A 17,919-nucleotide genomic window follows, 5' to 3' on the forward strand; every position below is an offset into this window, starting at 1 on the left:
TTTTCGTCGGGAACGGCGACACGATTTTTAGTCCAAGTGGTGTATACACGAATGCGAAGTGCGTCGCCGTTCCGTTCCCCGAGGATCTAGCGGAACCAGTCGAGGGGGTCGCAGATGAGGCACAAAAAATCGCTTCGGCGATATTTAAACGAGATGAGAACAGGGAACCCCTTACACGAGACGGTCGTCGATCTGTATCTCGACGGTACTGTCGCGTTCGACACGCTCGTTGAAATCGTCGGCCATCAGGATGCGGAGGTCGTTCGCGCCTCGAAGAAACTCCTCGACGACGGAGAGACTCTCGCCGATGAACTTGCGGACTTGTAGATTGGTTTTCACGGCCGAAAGCAGGAGTGTTCATCCAGTCGGTCTGTCAACGACACAATCTCGATCTGCCTGACCTCGGAGGATTCACACCCCTCATCCGCCCGAAGGCGACTCCGACCCGTCTACTCCCCGCCGAGCTTCGTCTCGCCGACCGCGTCGTGACCCTCGATCACCTCTGTGCCGCCCATGTACGGGCGCAGCGCCTCGGGGACGGTGACGGTGCCGTCGTCGTTCTGGTAGTACTCCAAGATCGCGACGACGATCCGCGGGACGGCGAGCCCCGAACCGTTCAGGGTGTGGAGGAACTCCGCGGACTCGTGGTGCTCCTCGCGGTACCGGATCCCGGCACGGCGCGCCTGGAATTCCTCGAAGTTCGAGACGGAGGAGACCTCCAGCCAGCGGCCGCCCTCTGCGGGGCCCTCGTCCATGTCGTCGGCCGGCGCCCAGACTTCAAGGTCGTACTTCTTCGCCTGCGTGAACCCCAGATCGCCGGTACACATCTCCAGGATGCGGTAGGGAAGTTCGAGGCGGCGAAGCACCTCCTCGGCCTCATCGACGAGGCCCTCGAAGCGCTCGTGGCTCTCCTCGGGCCGGACGAAGTTCACCATCTCCACCTTGTTGAACTGGTGGACGCGGACGATCCCGCGCGTTTCGGTGCCGTGCTCACCCGCCTCCTGCCGGAAGTTCGGCGTGTACGCCTGGTACTTGAGCGGGAGGTCCTCGCCGAGCAGGATCTCGTCGCGGTGGAGGTTCGTGACGGGCACCTCCGCGGTCGGGAGCAGCCAGAGGTCGTCGTCGTCGTACGCGTCCTCGTTGGTCCCCTCGATCCGGTAGGCGTCCTCGGTGAACTTCGGGAGCTGGCCGGTGCCGCGCATCGACGTGGAGTTGACCGCGATCGGCGGGAACACGTCACGGTAATCCTGCTCGCGATGCACGTCGAGCATGAACTGGATCAGCGCATGCTCCAGCCGGGCGCCGTCGCCCTTCGCGACGTAGAAGCCGCCGCCGGCGACTTTCGCGCCGCGCTCGAAGTCGAGGATCTCCAGCTCCTCGCCCAGATCGTAGTGGGGCTCCACGTTGTCGGGAACCTCGCGCAGGTCGTCGAACCCCTCGCGGCGTCGCTCGACGTTCTCCGACTCGTCGGCCCCGACCGGCACCGACTCGTGGGGGATCTGGGGGAGTTCGAGCAGGGACTCCTCCAGTTCGGCCTCCAGCTCGTCGGCGCGCTCTTCGATCTCCTGCAGCTCCGACTTGACCTCCTGTGAGCGCTCGATCGCCTCTTGGGCCGCCTCCTCCTCGCCGGCCTGTTTCAGCTCGCCGATCGTCGAGGAGACCTCGTTGCGCTCGTGGCGCAAATCGTCGCCACGGCTCTTCAGCTCCCGCCACTCCTCGTCAACGTCGAGTATCCGGTCGAGGTCCACGTCGACGCCCTTGTTGTCGAGCGCCTCGCGAACGACCTCGGGGTTCTCCCGGACGAACTGTCGAGACAGCATTTATCAACAATTCCGCGGGACGGCCCAAAACCGTATCGGAGCGTTGGCAGCGTCTCATCCGAACTATCCGGGTGATCCATCGGTATTTGACGCCATTCCCACATTCGGTCAGCGAGCAGTCGCTAGCGGTCCGCTGTTCCATCCGATGTCGCGTCTGAAAAAGTATCAACGGGATCTACAGCGGTTGTGGTGGTCGGTCGGGAGCTTAAAGGATGAACGTGACGACGGCGAGCACGACGAAGATGATGACGAGCCACTTCGCGATACTCATACTGATTCCGGCGACGCCGCTGGCGCCGAGGACCGCCGCGACTAACGCGAGGACGAGGAAGAGAACCGCCAGTCCGATCAGGTCCCCACCGAACTGTAGGGGCGTAGCCATGACTTCGCTTTGAATCGCCTGTGTTAGGCTCATACTCACCAATCGATCCCTACCCACTTAGTTAAGAGAGCCGTATCGGCCGATGGTGAGCGTTAACGCGTTAGATCGGTGATTGTCGGCCGTGCGGTTCGTCGATGTCGGTCAGGGGAGTATCGCGAAGCTCGCGAACAGCATGAGCAGCGCGAGGCCGGCGACGACGACCCCCATCACGCGCATCATCAGGAGCCGCGTCCCGCTCGGTTCGATCCGTCGTGTCGCGCCGTCGGGACCACGCATCTGCCACTGGGTCATCCGACGCGGGAACGCCGCCATCGCCAGCGCGCCGGCGGCGACGAGGAGGGGGACGGCGACGAAAAACAGCCGGAGGGGTGCGGGAAACATATCCGGCCGTACGTCGCGCGGATTAACAAAACCTTACGGTGCTGAGCGTCCCCGCCGAACCCCGCGACGGTCCCGAGCGAACGTCGCCGTCAGTACCCGCCGGGCAGCGCCATACCGATCGCGAGTGCGACGAGGGGCACGGCGGCGACGAGCGCGTACGCCAGTCCGGCGGCGAGGAGGCTCCCCCACGTCCCGGGGCCGTACCCCGTCGGGTCCCAGTCGGTCCCGAGCCGCGGGAGGCCGATCACGGCGACCGCCGGAGCGACGAGTCCGACACCGATCCCGCCGAACAGCGCCGTGACGAGGAACCCCTCGCTCCAAGCGGGGCCTGCCTCGCCGGCGAGCGTGACGGTGAGGACGACGCCGGTGAGGTACGGGACCGAGAGCGCGATCGAGACGCCGACGTACGAGGTCAGGAGCCGCCCGTTCGGGGGGAGCGCGCGGAACAGTTCCCGGAGGCGCTCGGCGGCGAGAAACGGGGCGCACAGTCCCGCGGCGACGAGGCCGGGAAAGAGGAACAGCGCGAGCGTCCACAGCCAGCCGACGACCGAGTCCACGACGGCCGGGGCGGACGCGATAGTGGAGAGCGAGGGGAAGGGGAGGGCCATACTCGAACGGATTTCGCGCCCGACAAACGCTTTGTGGTCGTCCGGGCGTCGCCCGCGCCACGCTTCGACGGCTCCCCGCGGTGACCGCGTCGCACGAACCACCACGGTTTAAGCGGCGCACCGCGAGCGCGTACCCATGCTCATCACGGGTGCGGAGCTGGCCGACGGGCGGGTCCGCGACGTTCGGATCCGAGACGGGACCATCGACGCGGTCGAACCGACGAACGCGGGACTCGACGCCGACACCGGCGAGCGCGTCGTCGACGCGCGGGGACGCCACCTTCTCCCCGGCGCCGTCGACGTCCACGTCCACTTCCGCGAGCCGGGCGCGAGCCACAAGGAGACGTGGACCTCGGGCTCGCGGGGCGCGGCCGCGGGCGGCGTGACGACGGTCGTCGACCAGCCGAACACCTCACCCCCGACCGTCGACGGCGACGCCTTCGACGAGAAGGCCGCCCTCGCCGCCGACTCGCTCGTCGACTACGGGATCAACGGCGGCGTCACCGCCGACTGGGACCCCGAGAGCCTCTTCGAGCGCCCCCTGTTCGCGCTCGGCGAGGTGTTCCTCGCGGATTCGACCGGCGACATGGGGATCGCACTGGACCTGTTCGAGGAGGCGCTCGCCGAGGCCGCCGCCCGCGACGTTCCGGTCACGGTCCACGCGGAGGACGAGACCCTGTTCGATGAGAGTGCGCTCGACGGCGACCTCGGGGGGGTCGGCACCGCCGCGAACGCCGACGCGTGGTCGGCCTACCGAACCGCCGAAGCGGAGACTGCGGCGATCGAGCGCGCCCTCGACGCCGGCGCAGAGAGCGACGCGCAGGTGCATATCGCGCACACGTCGACGCCCGAGGGGATCGACGCCGTGAGCGATACCGACGCAACCTGTGAGGTGACGCCGCACCACCTCTTCCTGTCGCGCGAGGACGCGGGGCGGCTCGGCACCTTCGGGCGCATGAACCCGCCGCTCCGCTCGGAGGAGCGGCGCGCGGCCGTCTTCGAGCGGCTCCGCGACGGCGACGTCGACGTGGTCGCCACCGACCACGCGCCCCACACGGTCGCGGAGAAGCGACAGAGGCTCGTCGACGCGCCCAGCGGCGTTCCGGGCGTAGAGACCCTCTATCCGCTTCTCTTGGAGTCCGTCCGCAAGGGGAACCTCTCGTTGGAGCGCGTTCGCGACGTGGTCGCCGCCAACCCGGCGTCGATCTTCGAGATCGAGGGGAAAGGGCGGATCGAACCCGGCGCCGACGCCGATCTCGTCGTGGTCGATCTGACGAACCCCCGCGAGATCGAGGCCGGCGCGCTCCACGGCGCGTCCGGCTGGACGCCCTTTGAGGGGTTACAGGGCGTCTTCCCGGAGCTGACGACGGTCCGTGGCAAGATCGCCTACGAGCGCGATCCGGTCACCGGCGCGGAGTCGTTCGGCGAGACAGTCGGTCGAAACGTGCGAGAGTCGTAAGGAGTCCCTGGAATCGCGTGCCACGATGCGAATCAGGGTCGCGATCGTGGCCGCACTCGGCGTGCACGGCGGCCGCACTCCCGACACTATTTAATACGGGCATCTTGTAGTTCGGGCCGTAATGTCGGAAGTCTGCTCGACGTGCGGACTGCCCCAGGAACTCTGCGTCTGCGAGGACGTCGCGAAAGAGTCCCAGCAGATCAGCATCCGCATCGACGAGCGCAGGTACGGTAAGGAGGTAACGGTCATCGAAGGATTCGACCCGAAAGACGTGGACATGAGCTCCCTCTCGTCGGATCTCAAGTCGAAGTTCGCCTGCGGCGGCACCGTCGAGGACGGCGCCATCGAGCTGCAGGGGAACCACTCGGGTCGCGTGGAGGATTTCCTCCGCGATAAGGGCTTCAACGTCGCGTGACCGTCACCTAACCGTCCGCCGTCGAGCGGTTCGCGGTTTTCGTTTTGCGGATTTTTAAGCGGCCTCGTTCGGTGAGCGACCGCGTCGTCGACGACGACGATATCGTCGACCGCCTTTTTAAATGAGCAGCGCAGCGCGACCGACGACGAAGGCGACGGCCGCGAGGAACGTGCCGTACTTGAACCGCTGTTGTGCCGCCGTCGGGTCGGTAAACGCCTCGTAGCAGGCGTACAGCATGACCGCGTCGGCGACCGCGACGAGGAGGAGGTAGGCGCCGCCGAACGTCCCGGAGAGGTACGGAAACGGACTGGCGGCGACGGCGACGACGAGCGAGCCGGTCGCGACCCACAGCGACCGGCGCTCGCCGATCGCGACCGGGAGAGTGTGAAGCCCCTCCTCCCGGTCGCCGACCACGTCCTCGACGTCTTTGATCACCTCGCGGGCGAACGTCGAGAGGCCCGCGAGCAGCGCGAGCACGACGACCGCCTCGGGGCGGCCGACGGCAGCGCCGCCGAACAGGAACGTCGATCCCACGAGGTACGAGACGAGAGCGTTGCCGAGCCCCGGCGTCCCCTTAAAAATCGTCGTGTAGGTGACGAGGGCGGCGAGGTTGACACCGGCGATGGCGAGCGCCAGCCGCGGGAGCGCCAGCGCGAGCGCGACGGCGGCCGCGAACCAAACGCCGGAGATTCCGAGCGCACGCCGCGGCGAGACCGCGCCGCGTGGGATCGGGCGGTCGGGCTGGTTGATCGCGTCGATCTCCCGGTCGAAGTAGTCGTTGATGGCGTTGCCGGCGGCGACCGCGAACGCGGTGGTGACCGCGGCGATCGCCGCCGGAGCGAGCGCGTCGCTGGCGCCGGCGACGAACGCGCCGGTTCCGGTGAGCACCGCGGCGGCGATGCAGTTACCCGGGCGTGCCAGTTCGAAGACTCCGCGTGCTGTCTCGCGCACGTCGTCTCGGTCCACCGCGGCGTGGCACATAAACGGCGCGGGATCCGACGACGGCGCCGCGGAAGCAGCTCCGCCCCTTCGCGCCGGAGCCGCCACCTGTCGCGCGCGTTCTCGGACACTGGGGATCCGGCGAGCGCTGAAGCCGCCGGCCGACCAAGCGGCTCCATGGCCGAAGCCGCAGAGGACGGGCGCCGACTCCGCGTCGACCTCGACATCGATCCGAGCGACGACTGGGAGTGTCCCATCGTCTCCGAGACTCCCGACGCGAGCGCCGTGGCCGTCAACGCGGTGGGTCACGAGTGCACCGTCGACGTGCAGCCGACCGGCGACGACGGGCTCGTGCGCGCTCGCGGCGAGGTCTCCGACGACTGCCTCTGTCGGATCTTCCAAGGGTTCGGCTGCGTCCCGCACGTCCGGCGGGTCGAAGACGGGACGATGCTCGTGACCACCTACGTCGACGACCGAGAGACGGTCCGCGACGTGGTCGGTGCGCTCAGGGAGGCCCTCGATCACGTCAGACTGGTCCGACTCGCGGTCGTCGAGGGGCCGGAGGCGACCGAGCAGGTGACCTTCGACCTCTCCGCGCTCACCCCGAAACAGCGGGAGGGGCTCGAACTCGCGGTGGTCCGCGGCTACTTCGACAACGACCGAAACGTGGAGCTCGGCGATCTGGCCGCCGAGATAGAGATTAGCAAGTCCGCGCTCTCACAGCGGCTCCGGGCCGCTCAAGCGAAGCTCGTCACCGACGTGTTCGACGAGGTCGAGTGAGAAGTACGGCACTGCGGGAGAATCGTCCGACGAGCGCGATTGGGCGCCGACGGCGACCAGCCCGACCGGTAGCTCATAGGGATCATCGTAGCCAACCGGATGTTTCGTGGCATTCGAGGTCCCGCATCTATCGATCAGCTATTGTGAATCTATGGGCTACTACGATGATCCCTATCAGTCCGCGTCGGCGGCCGGCCCGCCTCGAATCCGACTCATTGCGGCCTCCCCGTCGCGTTCGGCCTCGGTGAGGTAGCACTTCGGGTCGGGCGCGAACGGGTCGTCGTGGGCCGCCAGCGCGCGCAGCCGCGAGCCGCCGCGGCAGACGCTCTGGTACGCGCAGTCGGCGCACTTCCCCGAGAGGTGATCTTCGCGCTCGCGGAGCGCCCCGAGAAGCGGGTTCGACTTGTCCGACCAGATCGCGCCGAACGATCGGTCTCTGACGTTCCCGGGCGAGTATCCCTGCCAGAACTGCGTAAGGTGAACGTTACCGACGGGGTCCACGTCGGCGACGCGCTCGCCGGTCGGGTCGCCGCCGTTGCGTTCGAGGTACCGGTAGATTCGTTGTGCGCGATCGGTCCCCATCTCGCGGTCGGCGTACTCGACGAGGTGGCCCGCGTCGGCGTAGTTGCCGACGAGCAGCGTCTCGATCTCCTCGCCCGACTCGTGGTACTCGCGGGTGAGGTCACACAGGTCGGTGACCGCTTTCCGGGTCGCCTCGGGGCTCAGATCCACGTCGGAGATGTCGGCGCCGCGCCCGCCGTAGTCGAGGTGGTAGAAGCAGAACCGGTCGACGCCCACGTCGACGAGCAGGTCGACGACGCCCGCGAGGTCCTCGACATTGTGCTCGGTGATCGTGTACCGGAGCCCGGTCTTGAGCCCCACGTCGAGACACGCCTCGATCCCCCGGACCGCGGCGTCGAACGCGCCCTCTTCGCCCCGAATGCGGTCGTTGCGCTCGGGGAGACCGTCGACCGAGACGCCCGCGTACTTGAGCCCCGCCTGCTTCAACTCGCGGGCACGGTCGCGAGTCAGGAGGGTCCCGTTCGTCGAGAGCACGGGACGGACGCCGCTGTCGGCGGCGTGTGCAATCAGTTCCAGGAGGTCCTCGCGGACGAGCGGCTCCCCGCCGGAGAACAGGAGCACCGGCACCCCGAACTCGGCGAGGTCGTCGATGAGCGCCTTCCCCTCCGCGGTCGACAGCTCGTTCGGCGCTTCCTCCTGATCGGCCGCGGCGTAGCAGTGCTCGCAGTAGAGGTTACACCGCTTCGTGGTGTTCCAGACGACGACCGGGCGTTGCTGTTTGTCGTCCGTGATCTGGGGTTTTTTCGACCCGTCGGCCGCGTCGTATCGGAGCCCGTCGCTTTCGGCGTCGAGCCCACAGAGGAGCTTGCTGACGGAGATCATCGCGACCCCTCCGTGTCGTCGACGGGCGCCCCGCCACACGAGACGGTCGGCGTCCCCTCCGTCTCCTCGTAGACGCGCGGCTCGTCGGCGTCGGGATTCTCGTCACCGGCTGCCTCGCCGCTCTCCTCGTCCGCGAGCGACCCGGCAGAGTACCGGTGCGTCTCGTCGGCGGGACACACCCATACGTCGCGGGCGTACCACGCGAAGAGCTTGCTCGCCTCCCCGTGGGCGGCGTCGGGCGTCGGCGCGGTGACGGTGCCGACGTGGCGGAGCGGGTCCGCTTCCCTCTCGCGGACGAACACCTCGAAGCGACGACCGTCTGCGGAGCGCATTCCATCCGATCCGCCGGTTCGGTCCGTCTTCTCGACCATACCCGGCGTACACATGCCCCACCGAACCCGGTTTCGAGGGTTCTCACGGCCGCGAAACGCGCCCGAACACGTTCGGACGCCGCACGGATAAATCGCGTTTCGGTATATCAAATCGAATACGCGTGGTGGAGTCGGGCCGAACGGCGCGCATAGATCCGGCGGCGGGTCGGGCCGCGCGTTAATATCCGCCGGGCGCCTATCGCCCGGTATGCGCGAACTCGTCTTCGCTCTGGAGTACGAGCCGGGGCGCAACAGGGTGGCCGACGCGTTGGCCGACCACCCCGGCTCCCGGGTCCGATCACTGTCGGTACACGCCACCGACGACCACCTTTGGCGCGTCGACCACGCCACCGGCACCCCGGCCGCGCTCGACGACATCGAGGCCGCGTTCCTCGACGGTGACTACTACGCCGACTGCCTCGCGACCGAGCACTGCGGCGCGACCCAGACCACCCGCGTCCTCGATCACACCGACGACACGCTGGTGTTGTACACCGACTGGGAGCCCACGCCCGTCTGCGCGTCCGTGCCACACATCGCGCGCGACCACCTCGGGGAGAGCGTGCTGTTCGAGACACGCCACGAAGGGCGCCACTACACCTGGCGGCTCATTCACTCCGGCGAAGGAGACGTGGGCGAGTTCTTCGACGCACTCCGGGCCGCCGTCGGCGACGCCGCCCGCACCGAACTGCTCAAGACGGCGAGTGCGTCGGGCGCAGCCGGTGGGTCGGGAACGAGCGGGGACGAAGTGGGGCTCTCTCCCGAGCAGGAGGCCGCGATCAGGGCCGCCGTCGAACACGGCTACTACGAGTCCCCGCGCGAGGTCGACGTCGGCGAACTCGCCGACCACCTCGACGTGCCGCGATCGACGCTCACCTACCGACTCCGCCGGGCCGAGGAGCGTCTCGCGAAGGCGCACGTGGTCGACGAGCGGGTTGTCGACGCCTCGCCGGCCTCGAAATGAGGCGGCGGGGATCGGCGTTGCCGGGGGCGTCCCAATCTGCAGGTGTTGGAATATTCCAACGAAGGCTTATCGAGATACGACCCCTTTCTCCGCGTAATGAGAGACGGCTCGAACGGCAGCGAAGAGACGGCCGGCAGCGAGACGACCGGCGGGGCGGCCGGCGCAGACGGGAGGCGACGAGAGCTGACCGTCAGCCTCGCGGTCCCCGAGATGGACTGCCCCTCTTGTGCCGGCAAGGTCGACAACGCGATTGGGCGTCTCGACGGCGTGACCAACGCCGCGCTCAATCCGACCGCCGGGACGGCGACGGTGACCTACGACCCCGATGTCATCGATGAAGACGACGTGGTCGCAGCCATCGAGGGCGCCGGCTACGAGGTCACGGGCGGGCGGTCGGGCAGCGACGAGAGCGGCGACGACACCGAGGGAGGCACCGACGCCGACACGGAATCCGGCGGGGTCGCCGTCGCGCCCCCCGCCGAGGTCTGGACGACGGCGCGCGCGAAGAAGACGTGGCTTGGCGCGGGACTCGTAACGCTCGGACTTCTGTTCGAGTTCATTCTGACCGCACAGAACCCCGAAGTAGCGAGTGTGCTCGGCGTCCCGTTCACGCTCGCCGACGCTCTGTTCCTCGGCGCGGTCGCGGCGAGCGGGCTCCCCGTCATCCGCGGGGGGTACTACTCGGCGCGGAACCGGAGCCTCGACATCGACCTGCTGATGGGAACGGCGATCATCGCGGCGACGGGGATCGGCTACTTCGTCGAGGCCGCCACGCTGGCGGTGCTTTTCAGCATCGCCGAGCTGTTGGAAGATTACGCGATGGACCGGGCTCGCGACTCCCTGCGCGAGCTAATGGAGCTGTCGCCGGACGAGGCCACCGTGAAACGCGAGAATGCGGAGACGACGATCCCGGCCGATGACGTAGCGGTCGGCGAGACCGTGATCGTCCGTCCGGGCGAGAAGGTCCCGCTCGACGGAACGGTTATCGAGGGTGAGAGCGCGGTCGACGAGTCGCCGATAACCGGCGAGAGCGTGCCCGTCGACAAGGTTTCCGGAGACGAAGTGTTCGCGGGCGCGATCAACGAGGAGGGGTATTTGGAGATCGAAGTAACCTCGACTGCAGGCGACTCGACGCTCGCGCGCGTCATCGAGATGGTGCAGGGTGCACAGGCCAAGAAGACCGATACCGAGCGGTTCGTCGACCGATTCGCTGGGTACTACACGCCGGTTGTGGTCGTGCTAGCGGTCCTGACGGCCGCGATCCCGCCGCTGGTCATCGCGGAGCCGATCGCCGTCGAGGTCGCCGGCTACGGGATCACGTTCGCCGCGGACTGGGGGACGTGGTTCGTCCGCGGGCTCACGCTGCTGGTGATCGCGTGTCCCTGCGCGTTCGTCATCTCGACGCCCGTCTCGGTCGTCTCCGGGATCACGAGCGCGGCGAAAAACGGCGTCCTGATCAAGGGCGGGAACCACCTCGAAGCGATGGGTGAGGTCGACGCCGTCGCGCTCGACAAGACCGGCACGCTCACCAAGGGCAAACTCACGGTCACCGACCTCGTACCGCTCGGCGACGCCGACGAGGCGACGCTGCTACGGCGGGCCGCGGCGCTGGAGCGGCGGAGCGAGCACCCGATCGCGAGTGCGATCCTCGACCGCGCCGACCGGACAGGCGTGACCGACCACCCCGAGCCGGCGGCGTTCGAGAGCCTGACGGGGAAGGGGATCCGCGCCGAGATAGACGGCGAGACGTACTACGCCGGGAAGCCCGCGCTGTTCGAGGACCTCGGGTTCGACCTGTCGCGGGCACGGGCGGAGACCGACGGCGGGGTCGTCACCGAGGGCGACGACGCCGACCCGCCGGCGGGCGACATCGGTCCCAGAGAGTTCGCCGAGGGGACCCTCGCCGCGCTGGAACGGGAGGGGAAAACGGTGGTGCTCGTCGGGACGGCGACACAGCTAACGGGAGCCATTGCCATCGCCGACGAGGTTCGACGCGACTCGAAGCGGGCGGTCGAGCGCCTTCGGGAACTGGGCGTGAAGCGCGTCGTGATGCTGACCGGCGACAACGAGGGGACCGCGCGGGCGATCGCCGAGCAGACCGGGGTCGACGAGTACCGCGCCGAGCTGCTGCCCGAAGAGAAGGTCGAGGCGGTCCGAGCGCTGCAGGCCGAATACGGCGATGTGGCGATGGTCGGCGACGGGATCAACGACGCGCCGGCGCTGGCCGCGGCAGAGGTCGGCGTCGCGATGGGCGCCGCGGGAACGGACACGGCCTTGGAGACCGCGGACATCGCACTGATGGGCGACGACGTGGCGAAGCTCCCGTACCTGTACGCGCTCTCGCACACCGCCAACGGCGTCATCCGTCAGAACGTCTGGGCGAGCCTCGGCGTGAAGGCCCTGCTCGCGCTGGGCGTGCCGCTGGGACTGGTGAGCGTCGCGGTCGCGGTCGTCGTCGGCGACATGGGGATGAGCCTCGGTGTCACCGGCAACGCGATGCGCCTCTCCGGTATTGAGCCGGAGTCCTTCGAGTAGTCGAGAGGTTCGGATCTACGACCCGCAACGTTCGAACAAACATGAACAATTATTAAGGATGCGCGTCTCGGGGAAGACGTGCCACCCGTAGTACACTGCTGACCCAGGCTCGGAATCGGAGGCTGCGGTCGGTCCCGAGGGTCCGAGTACGCGCGAGACGAGCATCGAGACGGAAACGACGGCGTCGACCGACGAAGCGTCGGTCGACCGCGCGACGAGCGACGACCTGCCGACTGCGGCCGAGGCGGTCGCACGCTCTGCGGCGACGTTCGACGCGACGGATACGGGCCAGATTCCGAACGGAACCGGCCGATGGAACGCGTACACGGGGTCGTGTCACGGCAGCGAGTGACCGGCCTCGTCCCGGCTTTTTAAATCGACGAGTAGCGCGTCTGAACTGTCGACAGTCCGCTGGAAGCCGTCCCGAATACCCAGTTCCCGAAAACGGTGCGGCCGGTTTGTAAGGCCGGAGCGCCTACGGTCGGTCATGTGCCCACACGAACGCGGTGAGGACCCGGGCGCGGCGTCGCGGACCGCGGTACGGCTGTGCGGGCTCGCGGACGGGACGGTGGTGTGTGACGCACTCGACAGGGCCCTCGAACGCGTCGAAGAAGAGTTTCTGTGCGCCAGCGGCGAGCGCTGGGGCGGCGTCTGGCGCGGGATTCCCGTGGCGGCGCTGCTCGACCGGCCGGACGTGGACGTCGATCCGGCGGCGACCCACGTCCGCGTCGCCGCCGACGAGTACGCCGTCTGCGTGCCAATCCGGACCGCGCTCGGCGGTGTACTCGCCGTCGAACGCGAGGGTGAGCCCCTGCCGCCGGCCCGCCGTCCGCGGTTTGTCGCCCCCGTCGACGCCGGGCGGACGGTACGGGGAGTCCGCGAACTCCGGTTCCTGCGACTCGGCCCGGGAGAGGAGCCGCGAGACTACGAAGAGCTCGGGTACTGACGGCGACGGTCCGGACCCGACCCTTTTAGGCGACGAACCGACTACGAGCCACCGGCCGATGACGATGCACCGCTCCGAGCCGCCTCGGCACCGGCGATGACGAGCCCTATGAGTGCCGAGGCCGGCGTTCCGTCCACACGTCCGAGGAGAGACGAGTACACGCCGGAGAACCACGCCTGCCGTTCTCACGGTATCCGACTCCTACCGTCGTTAGCAGCCGACTAGTGATTACCACACCCCGACTTAGTCGACTCAATCGGAGTGACGCCAGTATTTTCGACCAGATCACAGATACAGGAGCCGATCCCGACTCTTCCGGGACCCGTCCCCGGAACCCGGTCACCCGGCTGGTTCGGTGGGTGCTCCTGTCCGGAGATCGACGAGTGCTCGCACTCGTCACGGAGATCGTCATCCTGGTGGCGCTGCTGACGGTCGGAACCGTCTGGGAGTTCGAGATGGAACGGCTCGTCACCGAGACGCGAGCGGTCCAGACCCTGTTCAACACGCTGCTCGGCGGGATCATCCTGTTCGTCTCGGTCGTCCTCTCGATCAATACCGCAGCCCTCGCCCAGGAGTTCGCTCCTCTCCAGGTCAAACTGGCCAGCATCGAGGACTCCATCGATTTCCAGATCGAACTGGAGGAACTCGTGGAGGACGGCATCAGTCCGGCCGGGCTACAGCCGTTTCTCCAGTACGTTATCGAGGCGATCCATTCCGAAACCGAATCGCTCCGGACCACTGATGGCTCGACGACCGACGAGCGGGCGCGGGCGAATCTGCTTACCTTCGCCGACGATATCGACACACGATTGTCCCAGATAGAGAGGCGCATCCGGCAAAGCGACCCTCGAGTGTCGATCCTCCTGTTGAGCACGCTCGATTACCCCTACGCCCGCCACATCAACGTGACCCGCCGCCTGAAAGCCACCCACGGGGACGTACTCACGGAATCGGATCACGAGTCGCTCGCGACACTGCTCCGGATACTCACGATCCTCGCGTCCGGTCGAGAGTACTTCACGACGCTGTATTTCAAGCGGGAGCTCCGGAACCTATCGAGCGCCCTCCTCCTTCTCTCGCTCCCGGTCATCGTCTTCACGTCGTACGTTCTGCTCGCGATGGACACCGGACTCTTCCCGCAAACGACGCTCCCGGGAGTCGGATCGAGACTCCTCTATGTCAACCTCGCGTTCGTTATCGCGCTTTCCCCGTACGTGCTTCTCAGTTCGTACATGCTTCGCATGCTTACCGTCTCGAAACACTCCCTCGAATCGACGGTGTTCACCCTCAAGGCCGATGTCGGACTGGAGTTCGATCAGTAGTCCACCCGGCCGATAGCCAGTTGAATAATCTCGATGGGTATCGGCCGCAGTGGCCGATCTAATCGTGGCGAATTCAGCGAACGGCGTCAACCGTGAGCGAGTAGGGTAGGTAGTGGCAGTTCACATGTCTCCTCCGGTTCCACCTTCTTCGCCGGTTTCCGTTTCGCCGTTCCCATCTCCACCGTTCCCATCTTCCTCAGTGGTTCCGCCGTTCTCGTCCTGTCCATCCTCTCCTCCACCATCGCCTTCTCCACTGCCTCCATCTTCTTCGCCGTTCTCCTCTTCGCCGTTCTCAGTCTCGCCGTTCTCCTCTTCGCCGTTCTCCTCTTCGCCGTTCTCCTCTTCGCCGTTCTCCTCTTCGCCGTTCTCCTCCTCGCCGTTCTCAGTCTCGCCGTTCTCCTCCTCGCCGTTCTCAGTCTCACCGTTCTCCTCCTCCCCATTCTCTTCCTCTCCATTCTCCTCCCCATTCTCTTCCTCTCCATTCTCCTCCCCATTCTCTTCCTCTCCATTCTCCTCCCCATTCTCTTCCTCTCCATTCTCCTCCCCATTCTCTTCCTCTCCATTCTCATCATCGTCGTCACCGTCCGCCGCTTCGACCGTCAATATCCCCGTTGCGGAGTCGTCGTCGGTGGAAACGACGTACTCGTATTCGCCGGGATCGAGGTCGTCGGTTTCGATCCCTCTGACGCGGAGCGTTCTCGATTCTCCACTATCGAGCACCACTTCTTGGTCGTTGATCAGTTCGCCGTCGAGACGGAGTTCGACCGTCTGCGTGTCAGTCGCCTCGCCGACGTTTTCGATCGTCGCGGAGAGGCCGAACTGCTCCCCTTGGGTGACGGTTTGTTCTTCCGGATCGAGGGTGACCATGAACCCGGACTCTTCGACTGCTTCGACCGTCAATATCCCCGTTGCGGAGTCGTCGTCGGTGGAAACGACGTACTCGTATTCGCCGGGATCGAGGTCGTCGGTTTCGATCCCTCTGACGCGGAGCGTTCTCGATTCTCCACTATCGAGCACCACTTCTTGGTCGTTGATCAGTTCGCCGTCGAAACGGAGTTCGACCGTCTGCGTGTCAGCCACTTGGCCGACGTTTTCGATCGTTGCGGAGAGGCCGAACTGCTCCCCTTGGGTGACGGTTTGTTCTTCCGGATCGAGGGTGACCATGAACCCGGACTCTTCGGCCGCTTCGACGGTCAGTGTCCCCGTTTCGGAGTCGTCCTCGGTGAATACACCGTGTTCGTACTCGTCGGGTTCGAGTGTTCTCGTGTCGATCTCCTCGAAGGTGATCCGTCTCGACTCGCGTCCGTCGAGTTCTAACCGTCGCTCGGCAACGGTTTCGTCGTCGATCCGAAATTCGACCGTCTGTGTATCGGAAATGTCGCCGACGTTTTGTATGCTTGCAGAGACATCGATCAGATCTCCACGAGTGACGGTCACATCCTCCGGGTCCAGATTGGAGACTCTGAACTCCGCCGGTCGCAGGACGGTGAGCGTCCCCGTCTCCGAATCGTCTTCGGAGAAGACACCGTATTCGTACTCGTCTGGGCCGAGATCGTCGATGTCGATATTTTCGAATCGAACCCTCTCCGACGAACGGCAGGCTAACTCCAATTCGCGCTCTGCAACCACCTCGTCGTCGATACGAAGTTCGACGGTTTGGGTATCGGTGATGTCGCCGACGTTTCGAATCCGCGCAGACACGTCTATCTCCCTGCTGCGGGCTACTTCGGTATCTTTCGGATCCAGTCCGGAGACAGTGAACTCCGCCGGCACCGGTTCGAGTTGGGTTTCTTGGCCGAAGTCGAATCCGCGGATCTGTCCGCGAATCTCTCCGCCCGGATTGTCGACCGTATGTACGTTGACGTAGTACGCTCCCGGATCGTTCAAGATGGCTTCGACGAGTTCGGGATCGTCGACGACTGTCCCTTCGATCAGCGGGACATCCGAACGGGTGGTAAGCGGATCTCCGTTACCGCCCCCGTCTACGTCCCCGGTGTATTCGAGAAGCGGTGCCACAACCGGTCCATCCTCCCCTCGCTCGCCCTCGTGGATGTGCGCCTGCGTGACGCATTCGATATCCTCGAGTACGAGATCGACCATGAGTGTCCCCGCTTCGCCCGGCATCAGGTTTGCGCAACCACCCGCATCGGTTTCGACGTCAGCTTGAGACCCCGACAGGACGGCGACGTGTGCTTCCCAGCTATCCGCTGGGGGCCACTCTTCGGATCCGTCATCTGTTTGCGCTCGCACTTGGCCGCTGGCTTCCGAGCCGAGTGCGCTGAGACCCGCACCCGCTGCAAGCCCTCCCATTACTGTTCGGCGTCGATACGTGCGTCTCCTTACGGACGGTTCAGTCGGCTCATTCGGTTCCTTAGACATCGCACTCGACGTACGTAGATCAATTGTTTAGCTATATTGCGATTATTTGAAATAATATGTAATTTCACAAAACTCGAGCTGGCATCGACAACGTCGGTGCACAAGGTCGGTGAATAAGCCGATCCAAGCGGCTCACGTTTGGCGTTTTCGCGTCATCGCTGGATCAGTTTGCTGACGGGCCTACCGTTAATTGATCTCAGCTTATTCCACCCACACCTGTCTCCCGCTCGTCAACGTGCAAACGACGATAACGGAGTTTTCTCGCGATGTTTGGGTAGCCGGACAAATTTGCCTCGCTGTCGATGGTGTCGTCGTCGACGCTCGAACTGTCTGTCGTGAGATCTCGTACCGACGTGTAGACGGCGTCCCCGTTGTCCTCGGGCCCCGACGACCTCATGCGCTGAGGGGAACGCCGTAGTCAGTCATCGGGGACGCTCAGAGCAGGAGCGAGATCACAGCCAACACCAGGAAGATGATGACGAGCCACTTCGCGACGGTCATCGAGAGTCCGGCGACCCCGCGTGCACCGAGGACTGCTGCGACGATTGCGATAATGAAAAACAACACCGCCAGCTCGAGGAAGTCGCCCGAGAACTGGAGCGGCATCGAGAGTTCGATCCCCGACAACAGCTGATGATCGACCGACGGCAGGGTGATACCGTCCATACCGGTAATGGGAGGGCCACCCGATTAGTTATAAAGTTCCAAAATCAGTAAGAGCGGCTTACTCTCCGACTGAGCGGATGAGAGCGAGCCCGAGTTCACGAGGTCTCGGCGGCGATACTGAGCGATATCGCACGAAAAAGACGGCTCGTGAGGGCACGGCGACCCGGAACGATGAGGGAACAATCCGTTATTGATATCGCGAATATTGGTTTATGAATGCGCCGCGGCGACATTTAGACGAACTGATCGACGACCGTCAGAGAGTCCGATCGGTTCGGTTCTCTCCGAAATCGTCACTGCTCGATGGTTCGTGTATCCCGTTGGGGCGTCCCCGTGCTGCTCAAAGAGGAGCGTCGATGGCGGCGGTCGCGCGCTCGATCCCCGCGAGCACCTTTTGGGTCGACCACTGCGACCGCCGAATCGTCGTATCCCGCTTGGTCGTCGCTCACGAGCGTATCCCGGACCTCCCCGAGCGACGAGACGACCGCGGCAAGTCCCGCGTACCTGAGCACGACGGCGTCGACCAAGATCCTCGGGAGATCCACCGT

At 65.6% G+C, this 17,919-nt stretch carries 18 protein-coding genes; 8 read left to right on the plus strand and 10 right to left on the minus strand.

Translation table 11 applies throughout. The features are described from left to right. The first annotated feature begins 153 nt into the window (after positions 1-153). On the plus strand, positions 154-327 hold the full coding sequence (locus HLAC_RS19290) for a hypothetical protein (RefSeq protein ID WP_169304928.1): 174 nt from the start codon (positions 154-156) through the stop codon (positions 325-327). A 122-nt stretch (positions 328-449) separates the two neighbouring features. Here the strand turns inward: HLAC_RS19290 and serS are convergent, their stop codons facing one another. The 4 genes from serS to HLAC_RS10320 form a co-directional block, all read right to left on the minus strand. Next, entirely contained in the window at positions 450-1,820 is a 1,371-nt protein-coding gene (gene serS / locus HLAC_RS10305; protein WP_015910776.1) for a serine--tRNA ligase, read from the minus strand. Between the two features lie 205 nt (positions 1,821-2,025). Then, positions 2,026-2,235 carry a DUF1328 family protein gene (locus tag HLAC_RS10310; RefSeq protein WP_015910777.1) on the minus strand — a complete coding sequence of 70 codons (210 nt, stop codon included), beginning with the start codon at positions 2,233-2,235 and terminating at the stop codon, positions 2,026-2,028. A gap of 108 nt (positions 2,236-2,343) precedes the next feature. Continuing rightward, positions 2,344-2,583, minus strand: coding sequence for a DUF6199 family natural product biosynthesis protein (locus HLAC_RS10315; protein ID WP_015910778.1), 240 nt, complete (start codon positions 2,581-2,583; stop codon positions 2,344-2,346). An 89-nt stretch (positions 2,584-2,672) separates the two neighbouring features. Next, on the minus strand, positions 2,673-3,191 hold the full coding sequence (locus tag HLAC_RS10320) for a DUF8162 family protein (RefSeq protein ID WP_015910779.1): 519 nt from the start codon (positions 3,189-3,191) through the stop codon (positions 2,673-2,675). A 136-nt stretch (positions 3,192-3,327) separates the two neighbouring features. On the opposite strand from HLAC_RS10320, the gene HLAC_RS10325 reads away from it, so the two are divergent. Both HLAC_RS10325 and yciH read left to right on the plus strand, forming a co-directional pair. Further along, positions 3,328-4,650 carry a dihydroorotase gene (locus HLAC_RS10325; protein WP_015910780.1) on the plus strand — a complete coding sequence of 441 codons (1,323 nt, stop codon included), beginning with the start codon at positions 3,328-3,330 and terminating at the stop codon, positions 4,648-4,650. A gap of 121 nt (positions 4,651-4,771) precedes the next feature. Further along, complete coding sequence (gene yciH / locus HLAC_RS10330; RefSeq protein ID WP_004046732.1) at positions 4,772-5,065, plus strand: stress response translation initiation inhibitor YciH; 294 nt, start codon at positions 4,772-4,774, stop codon at positions 5,063-5,065. A gap of 117 nt (positions 5,066-5,182) precedes the next feature. On the opposite strand, the gene HLAC_RS10335 is transcribed toward yciH, so the two are convergent. After that, positions 5,183-6,046 (minus strand): geranylgeranylglycerol-phosphate geranylgeranyltransferase, encoded by an 864-nt coding sequence (locus HLAC_RS10335; RefSeq protein WP_015910781.1) that lies wholly within the window; start codon positions 6,044-6,046, stop codon positions 5,183-5,185. A gap of 135 nt (positions 6,047-6,181) precedes the next feature. Here HLAC_RS10335 and HLAC_RS10340 point away from each other — a divergent pair, with 135 nt between their 5' ends. Next, on the plus strand, positions 6,182-6,784 hold the full coding sequence (locus tag HLAC_RS10340; protein ID WP_015910782.1) for a helix-turn-helix domain-containing protein: 603 nt from the start codon (positions 6,182-6,184) through the stop codon (positions 6,782-6,784). Between the two features lie 174 nt (positions 6,785-6,958). Here HLAC_RS10340 and HLAC_RS10345 read toward each other — a convergent pair whose 3' ends face one another. Together HLAC_RS10345 and HLAC_RS10350 are read right to left on the minus strand one after the other, a co-directional pair. Beyond that, positions 6,959-8,188 carry a TIGR04347 family pseudo-SAM/SPASM protein gene (locus HLAC_RS10345; protein WP_015910783.1) on the minus strand — a complete coding sequence of 410 codons (1,230 nt, stop codon included), beginning with the start codon at positions 8,186-8,188 and terminating at the stop codon, positions 6,959-6,961. Then, a complete protein-coding gene (locus HLAC_RS10350) occupies positions 8,185-8,559 on the minus strand; it encodes an Htur_1727 family rSAM-partnered candidate RiPP (RefSeq protein WP_015910784.1) in 375 nt (124 codons plus the stop codon). The genes HLAC_RS10345 and HLAC_RS10350 overlap by 4 nt, the downstream gene beginning before the upstream one ends. Before the next feature lie 208 nt (positions 8,560-8,767). Here HLAC_RS10350 and HLAC_RS10355 point away from each other — a divergent pair, with 208 nt between their 5' ends. From HLAC_RS10355 to HLAC_RS10375, 4 genes are all read left to right on the plus strand, one after another. Further along, positions 8,768-9,523 carry a helix-turn-helix domain-containing protein gene (locus HLAC_RS10355; RefSeq protein ID WP_015910785.1) on the plus strand — a complete coding sequence of 252 codons (756 nt, stop codon included), beginning with the start codon at positions 8,768-8,770 and terminating at the stop codon, positions 9,521-9,523. 96 nt (positions 9,524-9,619) lie between these two features. Next, entirely contained in the window at positions 9,620-12,058 is a 2,439-nt protein-coding gene (locus HLAC_RS10360; RefSeq protein WP_015910786.1) for a heavy metal translocating P-type ATPase, read from the plus strand. A gap of 487 nt (positions 12,059-12,545) precedes the next feature. Next, positions 12,546-13,004 (plus strand): molybdopterin-dependent oxidoreductase, encoded by a 459-nt coding sequence (locus tag HLAC_RS10370; protein WP_015910787.1) that lies wholly within the window; start codon positions 12,546-12,548, stop codon positions 13,002-13,004. Positions 13,005-13,288: 284 nt separating this feature from the next. After that, a complete protein-coding gene (locus HLAC_RS10375; protein ID WP_474120922.1) occupies positions 13,289-14,326 on the plus strand; it encodes a DUF7972 family membrane protein in 1,038 nt (345 codons plus the stop codon). Between the two features lie 120 nt (positions 14,327-14,446). Here HLAC_RS10375 and HLAC_RS10380 read toward each other — a convergent pair whose 3' ends face one another. From HLAC_RS10380 to HLAC_RS10390, 3 genes are all read right to left on the minus strand, one after another. Then, positions 14,447-16,705: a CHRD domain-containing protein gene (locus tag HLAC_RS10380; protein WP_079892106.1), complete on the minus strand. Its 2,259-nt coding sequence runs from the start codon at positions 16,703-16,705 to the stop codon at positions 14,447-14,449. A gap of 435 nt (positions 16,706-17,140) precedes the next feature. Then, the gene (locus tag HLAC_RS10385) at positions 17,141-17,371 is read right to left on the minus strand and encodes a DUF1328 domain-containing protein (protein ID WP_015910791.1); all 231 of its coding nucleotides are present in this window, start codon (positions 17,369-17,371) and stop codon (positions 17,141-17,143) included. A 293-nt stretch (positions 17,372-17,664) separates the two neighbouring features. Continuing rightward, positions 17,665-17,916: a hypothetical protein gene (locus HLAC_RS10390; RefSeq protein ID WP_049933536.1), complete on the minus strand. Its 252-nt coding sequence runs from the start codon at positions 17,914-17,916 to the stop codon at positions 17,665-17,667. Between the last annotated feature and the right edge of the window lie 3 nt (positions 17,917-17,919).

This window comes from Halorubrum lacusprofundi ATCC 49239 (genome assembly GCF_000022205.1).
In the GTDB taxonomy this organism is placed as follows: domain Archaea; phylum Halobacteriota; class Halobacteria; order Halobacteriales; family Haloferacaceae; genus Halorubrum; species Halorubrum lacusprofundi.